The following is a 12,705-nucleotide window of genomic DNA, read 5'->3' on the forward strand; positions in this document are numbered from 1 at the left end:
TCCTTCGGTCAGGCGGTCCGGGCGATGGGCAGCGCGGCGGTCGCGGGCGCGTAGCGGTCGATCATCCAGGCACAGAAATCCGCGAACGCCTGCGGATCATGGGCCGCGCTGCTGTGGTGGGGGGCGATGCCCAGATGCTCGGGCGTGAAGCAGAAGGTGACGGTGACGTCGAAATCGGCGAGCGCGTCCATCTGCCGATCGAACCAGTCCACCGCATTGGGGCGGAGACTGTCTGCCCAGCTAAGGCCGGTGCGGAGCTGGCGAACGCCGAGCCGCTTCATCCAGGCGACGGCGTCGTCGAGGCGGGGGTCTTCAAAATGGAACCATTGCATCAGGCCCATGCGGTCGGCGACCTTGGCGTAATCGTCCAGCGCGGGCTTGGGCGTCCCGTCGGCGCGGATCAGGCCCATGTAGAAATGACGGTAATAGCTGGAGCCCTCCGCCTCGCGATGCCGGGTGGTCGCGCCCCACTCCTGCGGCAGGTCGTAGAGGCTGTACCAATAGACGCGCGGCACTCGGCCGATGAGGAGTTCGGCGGTGCGGTTCACGCCGAACACCTGCACCTCCTCCGCGCCGAAGGAGCCGACCCCGACCTCCGTCACCCAGACGGGCTTGTCGGGCAGGACTACCTCGATCTCGGCGATCTTGTCGGGCCAGGCGTGGATCGGCCACAGATTCCAGTCGAGCGGGAAGCCATGGACCGCGACAACATCCACAGCGTCGAGCGCGCCATGGTCGCGCATCCGGTTCACCCAGTGCGGGTCGATCGGCGACATGCCGCCCAGAACGCGCGTGACGGCCGGATTGATCGCCCGGATCGCGCCGCCCGCGCGGATCACCATGTCGGCGTAGAGCGACCAGTCGGGGTCGACCTCCGGATCCCAATGCGACTTGTTGTTGGGCTCGTTCCAGATCATCGCGGCTTCGATCATACAGGTTCCTCTCGGGCGGGATAGACGGCGGCGCTGCCCATCAGGTCGCCGAACGGGACCGGGGCGACGCGGCAAAGACAGACTTCCTCCTCCGGCTGCGCTTCGATCGTAAAGCCGGCGGCGCGCAGCATCGCCTGGGCGCAGGCGGCGTTGGGCGCCCACCAGTTGGTCCAGTCATGGGCGAAGCTGCGTTCGATGAAGTGCATCTTGGGATAGGCGGGATTGTCGAAATAGCCGGGCGGCCGGATCGTGCCGGGGACGTGGAAGGGATGATCCTCGGGCACCTGAAGCACGTCGGGCGAACCCTGCTGCATCGTCTGGAACAGCAGCATGTCGCCGGCGACATGCGTGCGGATCAGGTCGAGCGCCAGCAGCGGGTGGCGGAGGTGATAGAGGACGCCCATGAAGATCACGAGGTCGAAGCGGCGGCCGAGCCGCGCGACGTCATAGACCGATAGCTGCTCGAAGCGGATGTCGCTCAGCCCCTCCACCTCGGCGGCGAAGCGGGCCTGCGCCAGATAGCGTTCGTCGCTGTCGATGCCGACGACCTCGGCCGCGCCGCGCCGCTTCATCTCGATCGCGTAGAAGCCCGCGTTGCAACCGATATCGAGGACGGTCTTGCCGGTCAGGTCGGCGGGGATGGCGTCGCGGAAGCGGGCATATTTGAACGCGGGATAGTCACCCAGAAAATGGTCGGGCGCGGTTTCCACCCCGCCGATGCGCAAATTCTGGAACCATGGCCCCAGCGCGTCGATGCGGCGGCGCAGGGCGAGGTCTTCGTTCGAGGCGATAGCGGCGGTCTTCATGCGGGCACCTCGTTGATGCGGATGACGCGCGCGCCATCGGGGCCGAAGGCGATGGTGCTGACCGATCCGGGATCGATGTCGAAGCGCAGGATATGGTCGAGGGGAAGTCCCAGATAATGCGCGATCACCCCCCGGATGATGTCGCAATGGGTGACGCAGAGCGCGGCATCGCCGCCCTGCCCCAGCGACGCGACATGAGCGGCGGCGCGCACCACCGCCTGCGCCATGGTCTCGCCGCCCGGCGTCGGGGCGACCGAGCGCTGGCGGTTCCAGTCGTCCCAGAGCGGATCGCCGTCCAGATCGGCGAAGGCCCGGCCATTCCACGCGCCGAAGTCGATCTCGTCCAGCGCATCGCTGCGCTGCGCCTCCACCCCCAGCGCCTCCGCGACCAGCGCGGCGGTCTCGACGGTGCGGCTACGGGGGCTTGCGTGAATGATGCCGACACCGTGCCGCAGCGCCCAGCGCGCCAGCCGCCCCGCTTGCGCGCGGCCGGCGACCGTCAGAGGCGCAGCGCCGGCCCGGCCGCTCAGCACCTGCCCATAGTCGGCATGGACGCCATGGCGGGCGAGATGGACATGGACCTGGCTGGTGACGGCGGTGCGAGTATCGGAGAGCATCAACATAGATGCTTCCTAACATTGCTGTAGATATGAAAGTTCCACAGCAGGAACGATCAATCAAATCACAAGGCGTGAATGTTCCCAGTTTCCCGCAATCAATATATATCAAGTGAAATATTCGGAACGCAGATTGGCATGTTTTAACCCATGTAACTTTTTATAACCTGTGTTTTTCGATCGTTCGCTTACCGACTCCATTCAGGAACAAAGCTATTGAAGAAGATGTTCCTCACCCATTGCCTGATCCTTATGCGGCAGCATCCTGCCTGACCGCAAGGCCCACCTACATCCAGCATGGGAGAGCGCGTGGAGAAGATACTCGTCACCGGGGGCGCCGGCTTTATCGGCCGCAGGGTCTGCCAGGAGTTGCTGGGTCGGGGCTATGAGGTCCGCGTGCTCGACAGCCTGATCGAGCAGGTGCACGGGCATGGTGGCCGCCCCGCCGATCTCGACCCCGAAGTGGAACTGATCGAAGCCGATATCCGCAACGGGGACGCGGTGGCGCGCGCGGTGCGGGGCGTGGACGGCATCATCCATCTCGCCGCCGAAGTCGGCGTCGGCCAATCCATGTATGAGGTCGAGCGCTATACCAGCGTCAACGACGTCGGCACCGCCATATTGTTCGAGCGGCTGATCGACCAGCCGGTGCGCCGGGTCGTCACCGCCTCCTCGATGAGCATCTATGGCGAGGGGCTGTATCGCGACCTGGACGGGCAATTCGTCGAGGATGCCGATCGCGGAACCTTGCGCGACGGGCAGAAAAATTGGGAGCCGACCGACCGCGCCGGACGGCCGCTCACCCCGGTCGCGACGCCCGAATGGAAGAAGCCCAACCTTGCCTCCATCTATGCGCTCAATAAATATGTGCAGGAACGCACCACGCATATCATGACCGCGCCTTACGGCATGGAGGGCGTGTGCCTGCGCCTCTTCAACGTCTATGGGCCGGGTCAGGCGCTGTCCAACCCCTATACCGGCGTGCTGGCGATCTTCGCCTCGCGGCTGCTGAACCGGCAGCATCCGATGATCTTCGAAGATGGCGAACAGCGGCGCGACTTCGTGCATGTAAGCGATGTCGCGCGCGCCTTCGCCGATGCGCTGGAACAGCCGCAGGCGGCCGGCGGCACCTTCAACATCGGGTCGGGCCAGCATCGATCGGTGACGGAGGTGGCCAATGCGCTGGCCGGAGCGATGGGCCGCGACGACCTGACCCCCGACATTGTGGGGAAGGCGCGGACAGGCGATATCCGTCACTGCTTCTGCGACACGCGCATGGCCGCCGAGCGGCTGGGGTTTGAGGCGCGACAGGATTTCGGGGAAGGCCTGGCCGAACTCGCCGAATGGGTCGCGCGGCAGACGGCGCAGGACCGGGTGGCGGAGGCGCGCGCCGAACTGGAAGCGCGCGGGCTGGTCGCATGAGCGGCGCCGATCCCCGCCCCGTCCTCGTCACTGGCGGCGCTGGCTTCATCGGCTGCAACATCGCCGACCGGCTGGCGCGGGAGGGCCGATCGGTCATCATCTACGACTCGCTTGCCCGCCCCGGCGTCGAGCGCAACCTCGCCTGGCTGGAGGAACGGCATGGCGGGCGCATCGTCCCGCTGATCGCCGACATACGCGACGAGGCGCGGCTGGCGCACAGCGTCCGGTCGGCGAGCGCGGTGTTTCATATGGCGGCGCAGGTGGCGGTGACGACCAGCCTGGACAATCCGCGCGCCGATTTCGAGGTCAATGCGCTCGGCACCTTTTCGCTGCTGGAGGCGGCGCGGCGCTGCGCCTCCCCGCCGCCGGTCATCTTCGCATCGACCAACAAGGTCTATGGCGGGCTGGAGGATCTGGACTTCGCGCTGGACGGCGACGCCTATGTGCCGGTCGCGCCGGACATCGCCGCGCATGGCATCGGCGAGAACCGCCCGCTCGATTTCCACACCCCCTATGGCTGCTCCAAGGGCGCGGCCGACCAATATGTGCTGGATTATGGCCGCAGCTTTGGCGTGCCGACCGCCGTGCTGCGGATGAGCTGCATCTACGGCCAGTGCCAGATGGGGACCGAGGATCAGGGCTGGGTAGCGCATTTTCTGATCCGGGCGATCGAGGGGCGGGCGATTACCCTCTATGGCGATGGTTGCCAAGTGCGCGACATATTGGATGTGGGCGACGCGGTAGACGCCTATGTCGGGCTGCTGCGCAATATCGACCGGGTGCGCGGGCGCGCGTTCAACCTGGGCGGCGGCGTCGAGAATGCGGTCAGCCTGCGCGAGATTTTGGGGTTCATCGGCGAGCACCTCGGCCGGCCGCTGAGCACCGAACTGTCCGACTGGCGCGCGGGCGACCAGCGCTATTTCGTCGCGGATACGCGCGCGCTGCGTGAGGCGATCCCGCTCCGCGCGGCAAAGCCGTGGCGGCAGGGCGTGGCGGACCTTGCCGGCTGGCTGGTCGCCAACCGTCCTGCGCCTGCGCCGCATATTTATCTCGCGGAACAAGCGCTGTGAGCGAGCGGCGGCACCTGCTGCTCACCGCCGATGCGGTGGGCGGGGTATGGCAATATTCGGTCGATCTCGCCGCTGCGCTCGCGCCATATGGCTATGAGGTGACCCTGGCGCTGCTCGGCCCCGCCGCCTCGGCCGCGCAGCGGGACAAGGCGGCGGCGATCGGCAGTCTGCGCCTGATCGACACGGGCCTCGATCTCGAATGGCTGGCGGAGAGCCCCGCCGCGATCCTGGCCGCCGAGCAGCGGCTGGCCGAACTGGCGGGCGACTGTCGCGCCGATCTGGTGCAACTGCACAGCCCGGCGCTGGTGAGCCGGGGGCTGTATCGCTGCCCCATAGTCGCGGTGCTGCACAGCTGCGTCGCGAGCTGGTGGGCGGCGGTGCGGAGCGGGCCGATGCCGGCCGATTTTGGCTGGCGCACCGCTCTGGTGGCCCAGGGTCTTGCACGCGCTACCCTGGCCGTCGCGCCCAGCGCGGCCTTCGCCGAGGTTGCGCGGCGGCATTATGGCGTTGCGCCGGTCGCTGTCCATAATGGCCGCAGTCTCGCCAGCGCGCCCGCACCCATGCATGATTTTGTCTTCACCGCCGGGCGCTTGTGGGACGAGGGCAAGAACCTCCGCACGCTCGACGCGGCGGCTGCGCGGATCGCCGTGCCTTTCCTCGCCGCCGGCCCGACCCGCGCGCCCCATGGCGAGGCCGTCGCGTTCGACACGCTGAGCCTTCAGGGCACGCTCGATGAAGTAGCGCTTGCCCGCCAGCTCGGCGCGCGGCCGATCTTCGCGTCGGCGGCGCTGTACGAACCCTTCGGCCTATCGGTGCTGGAGGCGGCGCAGGCGGGCTGCGCGCTGGTCCTGTCCGACATTCCGACCTTCCGCGAATTGTGGGAGGATGCCGCGACCTTCGTCGATCCCCGCGATGCGGCCGGCTTCGCCGAAGCCATCAACGCCTTGGTTGCCGATCCCGCTGCCCGGATCGAAGCCGGCAACCGTGCCGCGCGCCGGGCCGCACGCTACACGCCAGCAGCGATGGCGAGCCGCATGGCCGGCCTCTACGCCCGGCTTCAGAAGAGGGCGGCGGCATGAGGATCGTCTATTTCACCCACTCGCTGCTGTCCTGCTGGAACCATGGCAACGCCCATTTCCTGCGCGGGGTGCTGCGCGAGCTGGGCGCGCTCGGCCATGACGTGCTGGCGCTGGAGCCGGAGGGCAGCAATTGGAGCCTCGCCAACCTCATGGCCGATCATGGCGAGGCCGGGCTTGCGCCGTTCCGCCATGCCTATCCCGATCTTCATCCGCGCAGCTACGCCAGCGATGCGGATGTGGCTGAGCTGACCGACGGCGCGGACCTAGTCATCGTCCATGAATGGAACGATCCGGCGCTGGTCGCGCGGATCGGGCGGCTGCGCGCGGAGGGCGCGCGCTTCACCCTGTTCTTCCACGACACCCATCACCGCGCCGTGTCCGATCCCGACGCGATCCGCGCGTTCGACCTTAGCGGCTATGACGGCGTGCTGGCCTTCGGCGAAGCGCTGTCGGACGTGTATCGCCGATGGGGCTGGGGCGAACGGGTCTGGACCTGGCACGAAGCCGCCGACATCCGCCACTTCCGCCCGCCAGAGGAAGAAGAGCCCCGCGACGGCCTGATCTGGATCGGCAATTGGGGCGATGGCGAACGCACCGCCGAGCTGGAGGAATTTCTCTTCCGCCCCGCCGCATCCGCCGGCCTGCCGCTCGACATCTATGGCGTGCGCTACCCGCAAGAGGCGCTGGCGATGCTGGCGCGCCATGGCGTGCGCTATCATGGCTGGGCCGCCAATGCCGCCGCGCCGTCATTGTTCGCCCGGCACCGCGCCACCGTCCATGTGCCGCGCCGCTACTACACGCAGATCTTGCCCGGCATCCCGACCATCCGCATGTTCGAGGCGCTGGCCTGCGGCATTCCGCTCGTGTCTGCACCTTGGGAAGACAGTGAGGGGCTGTTTCGCCCCGGCGAGGATTTTCTCTACGCCCGCTCGGGCGCGGAGATGACCGATCATCTGCGCGCGATCGCCGCCGATGCCGATCTGCGTGCCAGCCTTGCCCGCCACGGGCTGGAGACCGTTCGCAGCCGCCATAGCTGCGCCCATCGCGCGCGCGAATTGCTCGCCATCGTCGACAGCCTCGCGCCCATCCCGCAACCGCAACTCGCAGGAAGCCTTGCATGAAGATCGCCTTTTACGGCTCCAGCCTGCTGTCCTCCTACTGGAATGGCGCGGCGACCTATTATCGCGGCATCTTGCGCGAGCTGGCCGCGCGCGGGTACGCCATCCACTTCTACGAGCCCGACGCTTTCGACCGCCAGCAGCATCGCGACATCGATCCGCCCGACTGGGCGACCGTCACCGTCTATCCCGCGACGGTCGAGGCGTTGGGCCGGGTCATGGACGAGGCGGCCGACGCCGATGTGGTGGTGAAGGCGAGCGGGGTCGGCGTGTTCGATGACGAGCTGATCGCCGGCGTGATGCAGCGCGCTGCCCCCCACGCGCTCCACATCTTCTGGGATGTGGACGCCGCTGCGACGCTGGACGAGATGCGCGTGGCACCCCAGCACCCAGTGCGCCAGGCGCTGCCCGGTCTCGACTTGGTGCTGACCTATGGCGGCGGCGATCCGGTGGTGAACGCCTATCGGGAGATGGGCGCGCGGGAGTGCATCCCCGTCTATAACGCGCTCGATCCGGCCAGCCATTTCCCGGTGCCGCCCGATCCGCGCTTCGCCTGCGATCTCGCCTTTCTCGGCAACCGCCTGCCCGACCGGGAACGCCGCGTGGAGGAATATTTCCTGCATGCGGCCGCGCTGCTGCCCGACCGCAGCTTCCTGATCGGCGGCAATGGCTGGGACAGCAAGGCCATGCCCGCCAATGTCCGCCATCGCGGCCATGTCTATACCGCCGAGCATAATGCCTTCAACTGCACCCCCCTCGCCGTGCTCAATGTGGCGCGGGACAGCATGGCGCAGGTCGGCTTTTCGCCCGCGACCCGCGTGTTCGAGGCGGCAGGCGCAGCCGCCTGCCTCATCACCGACGCCTGGGAGGGGATCGAGTTGTTCCTGACCCCCAACGAGGAAGTGCTGGTCGCGCGCGACGGGCAGGATGTCGCGGATCATCTCGCCGCCCTCACGCCCGAGCGCGCCCGCTCCATCGGCCAGGCCGCGCTCGACCGGGTGAAGCGCGAGCATAGCTATGCCCTGCGCGGCGAGCAGGTCGACGCGATCCTGCGCGACCATGCCGGCCGCACCGTCACCCGCCAACCGCAGATGGAGCGCGCATGAAGCTCGTCGTCCTTGGCCTCAGCCTCTCCTCGTCTTGGGGGAACGGCCATGCCACCACCTACCGCGCCCTGCTGTCCGCCTTCGCCGAGAGGGGCCACGACATACTCTTCCTGGAGCGCGACGTGCCCTGGTATGCCGGGCAGCGCGATCTCGCCGCGCCCGATTTTTGCCGGCTCGCTTTCTATGACGATCTGGCCGCGCTGGAGGACTGGCGCGGCGAGATCGCGGCGGCGGACGCGGTGATCGTCGGCTCCTATGTGCCGGACGGGATCGCGGTCGGGCAATGGGTGCAGCGTCACGCGCGCGGCGTCACCGCCTTCTACGACATCGACACGCCGGTGACGCTGGCGGCGCTGCGCGAGGGGACATGCGCCTATCTCTCGCCGGAACTGATCGCCGGCTATGACCTCTATTGTTCCTTCACCGGCGGGCCGACGCTGGACTTGCTGGAAGAACGCTATGGCTCCGCCATGGCGCGGGCGCTCTACTGCTCGGTCGATACCCGCGCCTATCGCCCGATGGAGGTGCCCAGGCAATGGGATCTCTCCTATCTCGGCACCTACAGCGCCGATCGTCAGCCGACGCTCGAAAAGCTGCTGATCGAGCCGGCCCGGCTGATGCCCGACAAGCGCTTTGTCGTCGCCGGGCCGCAATATCCCGACGACATCGACTGGCCTGCCAATGTCGAGCGGATCGAGCATCTGCCCCCGGCCGACCATCCCGCCTTCTACAGCGCGTCGCGCTACACGCTCAACGTTACCCGCGCCGACATGATCGCGGCCGGCTGGTCGCCCTCGGTTCGGCTGTTCGAGGCGGCGGCGTGCGGCACGACGATCATCTCGGACGTGTGGCCGGGCCTGTCCGACCTGCTCGCCCCCAATCGCGAGATCATCTTCGCCGACAAGACCGAGCAGATGCTGGTCTTCCTGCACGAGGACAAGCGCGCGATCGGCGCGGCGGCTCGGGATCGCATCCTGGCCGCCCATGGCGCCGACGCGCGCGCCGCCGAGCTGGAGCAGATGATCGGCGAAGCGGCGCTGGTGCGCCAGCGGCTGGTGGCCGCCGAATGAACGGACAAGAGGAAGAAAGGCTGATGCAGCAGGACAAGCAAGTCGTTTTGGTCGCGGGCGGCGCGGGGTTCATCGGCTCGCATCTCTGCCGCGCGCTGCTCGATCGCGGGCATCAGGTGATTTGCCTCGACAATCTCCAGACCGCCCGATCCATCAATCTGGAGCAACTGGAGGGGCACCGGAATTTCAGCTTCGTGCGCGGCGACATCGTCGATCCGCTGCCCGACGCCGTGACCCGGCGGCGCGACATCGGCCGCATCTACAATCTAGCCTGTGCAGCATCGCCGCCGCAATATCAGGCCGATCCCGAACATACGATGCTGACCAACGTCCTGGGCACCGACCGGCTGCTGCGCCTCGCCGAACAGACCGGCGCGCGCTTCCTCCTCACGTCGACCAGCGAAGTCTATGGCGACCCCGAAGCGCATCCGCAGCAGGAGGCGTATCGAGGCTGGGTCAACTGCACCGGCCCGCGCGCCTGCTATGACGAAGGCAAGCGCGCAGCCGAAGCGATGGCGTTCGACTTCGCGCGGCTGGGCCGCGCCGATGTGCGGGTGGCGCGCATCTTCAACACCTATGGCCCCAACATGCACCCGGATGACGGCCGCGTCGTCTCCAACCTGCTGTGCCAGGCGCTGTCGGGTGAGCCCATCACCATCTATGGCGACGGATCGCAGACGCGCAGTTTCTGCTATGTGTCAGATATGGTGGAGGGGCTTATTCGCCTGATGGAGTCCGAGCCTGACGATCTGGCGCCCGTCAACCTCGGCAATCCGGAGGAATATACCATCCTGGAACTGCTGGAGCGGGTGATCGCCGAGACAGGGACGACCGCCAATGTCGTCCGCCTGCCGCTGCCGACCGATGATCCGCGCCGCCGCCGCCCGGACATCACCCGCGCGCGCGCGCTGCTGGGCTGGGAGCCGACCGTGCCGCTGGCGGAGGGGCTGCGGCGCACCTGCGCCTTCTTCGCAGGCGAACTGGAGCGGCAGCGATTGCATCCGCCGTTGGAGGCGCTGGACCTCGCCACGCCGATCGCGGCGGAATGACGCGCTGAGCAATGACTGCCGCGGCCCGAGTCACCGTTCCACCACCCGATTCGCCAGACCTCGCCGCCGCGCTGGAGCGCAACATCGCTGCATTGCGCGATCGGCAAGCGGAGGAGGAGAAGCGCGCCAGCCTGTCGCAGCGGGTCGCCGACGCCGTCACCCGCTTCAGCGGCAGCATGACCTTCGTCTGCCTCCATCTGCTGCTGGTGGGCGCGTGGGTCGCTGCCAATCTCGGCCTGCTGCCGGGCGTGCCGCGCTTCGACCCGACCTTCGTCATCCTGGCGACCTGGGCGTCGGTGGAGGCGATCTTCCTGTCGACCTTCGTCCTCATCAGCCAGAACCGCGCCGCCGCGCTCGCCGACCGCCGCGCGACGCTCGACCTGCAGATCGGCCTGCTCGCCGAGCATGAAGTGACCCGCCTCGTCCGCTTGACCATCGCGATCGCGGCGCATCTGGGCATAGCCGAAGCCGAGGATCCCGAACTGCCCGAACTGGCGCGCGACGTAGCGCCCGAAGCGGTGATGGACGCGATCGATCCCACCCGGGATTGAGCGTCAGAGCCGCGCGAGCGGCGCCATGTCCATTTCCAGATAGCCGCCGTCGAACTGGCCCGTGGCGGCAAGCGCGTCCCAATCGGGTATCTGCACCTCGCGCCCCTTCAGGATCAGCAGCCCATCCTGCCGCAGACTCCGGATCACGCGGTTCATATGGACAGGTGTCATGCCGAGTGCGTCGGCGAGCTGGGTCTGGATCGCGGGCAGATCGAAGTCGGTACGGCGGCCGAGGCCGGCGCGCTCCATCCGCACGCCGATTTCGCAGAAGAGATGCGCCGTCCGCATTCGCGCGTCGCGCCGGCCGACGCTTACCACCCATTGCGCCACGATCGACCCGTCGGCGGTCGTATCGCGCCAGAAGGCTTCGCCGATCGCCGGATAAGTCCGCACCAGCTCAAGGAGATCGCGGTGCGCGACCTTCACGATCGTCAGCCGTGCCGACAGCGCCTGAAGCGCCCATTCGACTTTGGGCAGCATCAGCGAATAGAGGTCGCACATGTCGCCAGGAACATGGATCGCGGTGATCTGACGCTGGCCGTCGCGCAGCTGGCCGAAACGCGCCGCCATGCCCGACACGACAAGGCAGGAGAAATCCGTGAGTTCGCCCGGCCGCACGATGTCGCGATGCGGCTCGATCTCGACTTCCCTGCCATTCAGCGAGAGGATTGCCTGCTGCTCCTCCTCATTGAGAACCGAGCGCTGCAACAGCCTGCGAAGGAAAGGGCGAAAGGCAGGGTGGCCGTTGGGCATCAACTCCTCTTGGTCGGGTAGCGCCGCTGCCTTGCTCATGTCACGGCTCGAAACGAACAACGTCTTGGAAGGCGATCACCTTGAGCACGGTCCCGCCCGCGTCGGCGATCTCCATGCGGTGGTGCAGGCATACAGGGCGCCCGCTCAATATATGATCGGCTATTACGTCGCGGGCGCTGCGCACCGCTTCGACCTCGGCAGCGGGCAGGTCGGGGAAATCCCGGCCTTCCTCGTCGATTATGTCTATATCATTAAACAGGTGCAGGTGATAGCGGGCCATGGCGATTAATCCCGCCACGCGCAAATCGGTTCCACGCCCGCACATAATCAGACCTTTTCGCTAGGCTGTGGCCGTTCCGCCATGAGCCGAACGGAGGATTTTTCCCCAAACAACATATGTGAATTCGGATTATCACAGTTTCGCTAAATTGAGTCGCGGGGGGCTTAACAGGGACATTCCATGTTGAGCCAAATTGCACCGGACGAGGATCTCGTCTTTTTCAGGCCGCACGAGTTCATCGCGCGCGAAAGCGAGCAGCCCGCCGGCCTTTACCATATGCTCGAAGGATGGGCATGCCGCTATCGCACGCTGTCCGACGGGCGGCGTCAGATCACGGCCCTCTATCTGCCGGGCGACTATTGCGAGCCGCACTGGGCGCTGGGGCGCATGCCCTCGCAGCCGATCGTGGCGCTTACCAACGTCCGCGCGAAACGGGTACCGTGCCAAGTGCCGTCCGGCGCGCTGGCCGATCATCAGCCGAGCTTCTGGAAAAGCCTGGTGGACGGATGCGAGCGACAGGCCAACTGGCTGGTGACGCTGGGGCGGCGCACCGCGCTGGAGCGGCTCTCGCATCTGCTGCTGGAATTGTTCGAGCGGATGCGCCAGTCGGGCCTGGCCTATGGCCAGCAATGCGCGCTGCCGCTGACGCAGATGGACATTGCCGACCTCACTGGGTTGACCCCGGTTCACGTCAACCGCACGCTCCAGACGATGCGGACCAAGGGGCTGGTCGAGCTGCAATCCAAATGGCTGCGCATCCCGGATGTAGCGGCGCTGCGGCAGGCCGCCGCCATATCCCAAGCTGATGCCGTGATCTGATCGAACCGTCGGCAGACACCCAAATGTGACAAA

General features: G+C 67.0%; 14 protein-coding genes. 9 read left to right on the plus strand and 5 right to left on the minus strand.

Going from position 1 to position 12,705, the window contains the following annotated elements:
- Positions 1-8: 8 nt before the first annotated feature.
- Genes V2B31_RS06930 through V2B31_RS06940 form a run of 3 tightly spaced genes read right to left on the minus strand, consistent with a single transcriptional unit; the run spans position 9 to position 2,361 of the window.
- Positions 9-932: a glycosyl hydrolase gene (locus V2B31_RS06930; RefSeq protein ID WP_328276761.1), complete on the minus strand. Its 924-nt coding sequence runs from the start codon at positions 930-932 to the stop codon at positions 9-11.
- Positions 929-1,738, minus strand: a complete 810-nt coding sequence (locus V2B31_RS06935; RefSeq protein ID WP_328276763.1) for a TIGR04290 family methyltransferase — start codon at positions 1,736-1,738, stop codon at positions 929-931. The genes V2B31_RS06930 and V2B31_RS06935 overlap by 4 nt, the downstream gene beginning before the upstream one ends.
- Positions 1,735-2,361 carry a histidine phosphatase family protein gene (locus V2B31_RS06940; RefSeq protein WP_328276765.1) on the minus strand — a complete coding sequence of 209 codons (627 nt, stop codon included), beginning with the start codon at positions 2,359-2,361 and terminating at the stop codon, positions 1,735-1,737. Before V2B31_RS06940 ends, V2B31_RS06935 begins: the two co-directional genes overlap by 4 nt.
- Positions 2,362-2,664: 303 nt before the next feature.
- Here V2B31_RS06940 and V2B31_RS06945 point away from each other — a divergent pair, with 303 nt between their 5' ends.
- The 8 genes from V2B31_RS06945 to V2B31_RS06980 are packed head-to-tail and all read left to right on the plus strand — an operon-like array spanning position 2,665 to position 10,820.
- A complete protein-coding gene (locus tag V2B31_RS06945; RefSeq protein ID WP_328276767.1) occupies positions 2,665-3,777 on the plus strand; it encodes an NAD-dependent epimerase/dehydratase family protein in 1,113 nt (370 codons plus the stop codon).
- The gene (locus V2B31_RS06950) at positions 3,774-4,847 is read left to right on the plus strand and encodes an SDR family NAD(P)-dependent oxidoreductase (RefSeq protein WP_328276769.1); all 1,074 of its coding nucleotides are present in this window, start codon (positions 3,774-3,776) and stop codon (positions 4,845-4,847) included. Before V2B31_RS06945 ends, V2B31_RS06950 begins: the two co-directional genes overlap by 4 nt.
- The gene (locus V2B31_RS06955) at positions 4,844-5,926 is read left to right on the plus strand and encodes a glycosyltransferase family 4 protein (RefSeq protein WP_328276771.1); all 1,083 of its coding nucleotides are present in this window, start codon (positions 4,844-4,846) and stop codon (positions 5,924-5,926) included. Before V2B31_RS06950 ends, V2B31_RS06955 begins: the two co-directional genes overlap by 4 nt.
- A complete protein-coding gene (locus tag V2B31_RS06960; RefSeq protein WP_328276773.1) occupies positions 5,923-7,047 on the plus strand; it encodes a CgeB family protein in 1,125 nt (374 codons plus the stop codon). Before V2B31_RS06955 ends, V2B31_RS06960 begins: the two co-directional genes overlap by 4 nt.
- The gene (locus V2B31_RS06965) at positions 7,044-8,150 is read left to right on the plus strand and encodes a CgeB family protein (protein WP_328276775.1); all 1,107 of its coding nucleotides are present in this window, start codon (positions 7,044-7,046) and stop codon (positions 8,148-8,150) included. The genes V2B31_RS06960 and V2B31_RS06965 overlap by 4 nt, the downstream gene beginning before the upstream one ends.
- Entirely contained in the window at positions 8,147-9,220 is a 1,074-nt protein-coding gene (locus V2B31_RS06970; protein ID WP_328276777.1) for a CgeB family protein, read from the plus strand. Before V2B31_RS06965 ends, V2B31_RS06970 begins: the two co-directional genes overlap by 4 nt.
- 23 nt (positions 9,221-9,243) lie before the next feature.
- Positions 9,244-10,269 carry a UDP-glucuronic acid decarboxylase family protein gene (locus V2B31_RS06975; RefSeq protein ID WP_328276779.1) on the plus strand — a complete coding sequence of 342 codons (1,026 nt, stop codon included), beginning with the start codon at positions 9,244-9,246 and terminating at the stop codon, positions 10,267-10,269.
- 11 nt (positions 10,270-10,280) lie between these two features.
- Entirely contained in the window at positions 10,281-10,820 is a 540-nt protein-coding gene (locus tag V2B31_RS06980) for a DUF1003 domain-containing protein (protein ID WP_328276781.1), read from the plus strand.
- Positions 10,821-10,823: 3 nt separating this feature from the next.
- Here V2B31_RS06980 and V2B31_RS06985 read toward each other — a convergent pair whose 3' ends face one another.
- Both V2B31_RS06985 and V2B31_RS06990 read right to left on the minus strand, forming a co-directional pair.
- Complete coding sequence (locus V2B31_RS06985; RefSeq protein WP_328276783.1) at positions 10,824-11,612, minus strand: Crp/Fnr family transcriptional regulator; 789 nt, start codon at positions 11,610-11,612, stop codon at positions 10,824-10,826.
- A 1-nt stretch (position 11,613) separates the two neighbouring features.
- Positions 11,614-11,853, minus strand: coding sequence for a DUF6894 family protein (locus V2B31_RS06990; protein WP_328276785.1), 240 nt, complete (start codon positions 11,851-11,853; stop codon positions 11,614-11,616).
- 180 nt (positions 11,854-12,033) lie between these two features.
- On the opposite strand from V2B31_RS06990, the gene V2B31_RS06995 reads away from it, so the two are divergent.
- On the plus strand, positions 12,034-12,672 hold the full coding sequence (locus V2B31_RS06995) for a Crp/Fnr family transcriptional regulator (protein WP_328276787.1): 639 nt from the start codon (positions 12,034-12,036) through the stop codon (positions 12,670-12,672).
- Positions 12,673-12,705: the final 33 nt, after the last annotated feature.

Origin of the sequence: Sphingobium sp. (assembly GCF_036170395.1) — a bacterium.
Lineage (GTDB): Bacteria > Pseudomonadota > Alphaproteobacteria > Sphingomonadales > Sphingomonadaceae > Sphingobium.

Excerpts from the sequence above, each read along its gene's own strand:
- V2B31_RS06930 (WP_328276761.1), bottom strand. The coding sequence starts at position 932 with ATGATCGAAGCCGCGATGATCTGGAACGAGCCCAACAACAAGTCGCAT.
- V2B31_RS06940 (WP_328276765.1), bottom strand. The coding sequence starts at position 2,361 with ATGTTGATGCTCTCCGATACTCGCACCGCCGTCACCAGCCAGGTCCAT.
- V2B31_RS06935 (WP_328276763.1), bottom strand. The coding sequence starts at position 1,738 with ATGAAGACCGCCGCTATCGCCTCGAACGAAGACCTCGCCCTGCGCCGC.
- V2B31_RS06970 (WP_328276777.1), top strand. The coding sequence starts at position 8,147 with ATGAAGCTCGTCGTCCTTGGCCTCAGCCTCTCCTCGTCTTGGGGGAAC.
- V2B31_RS06965 (WP_328276775.1), top strand. The coding sequence starts at position 7,044 with ATGAAGATCGCCTTTTACGGCTCCAGCCTGCTGTCCTCCTACTGGAAT.
- V2B31_RS06995 (WP_328276787.1), top strand. The coding sequence starts at position 12,034 with ATGTTGAGCCAAATTGCACCGGACGAGGATCTCGTCTTTTTCAGGCCG.
- V2B31_RS06980 (WP_328276781.1), top strand. The coding sequence starts at position 10,281 with ATGACTGCCGCGGCCCGAGTCACCGTTCCACCACCCGATTCGCCAGAC.
- V2B31_RS06985 (WP_328276783.1), bottom strand. The coding sequence starts at position 11,612 with ATGAGCAAGGCAGCGGCGCTACCCGACCAAGAGGAGTTGATGCCCAAC.
- V2B31_RS06990 (WP_328276785.1), bottom strand. The coding sequence starts at position 11,853 with ATGGCCCGCTATCACCTGCACCTGTTTAATGATATAGACATAATCGAC.
- V2B31_RS06950 (WP_328276769.1), top strand. The coding sequence starts at position 3,774 with ATGAGCGGCGCCGATCCCCGCCCCGTCCTCGTCACTGGCGGCGCTGGC.
- V2B31_RS06975 (WP_328276779.1), top strand. The coding sequence starts at position 9,244 with ATGCAGCAGGACAAGCAAGTCGTTTTGGTCGCGGGCGGCGCGGGGTTC.
- V2B31_RS06960 (WP_328276773.1), top strand. The coding sequence starts at position 5,923 with ATGAGGATCGTCTATTTCACCCACTCGCTGCTGTCCTGCTGGAACCAT.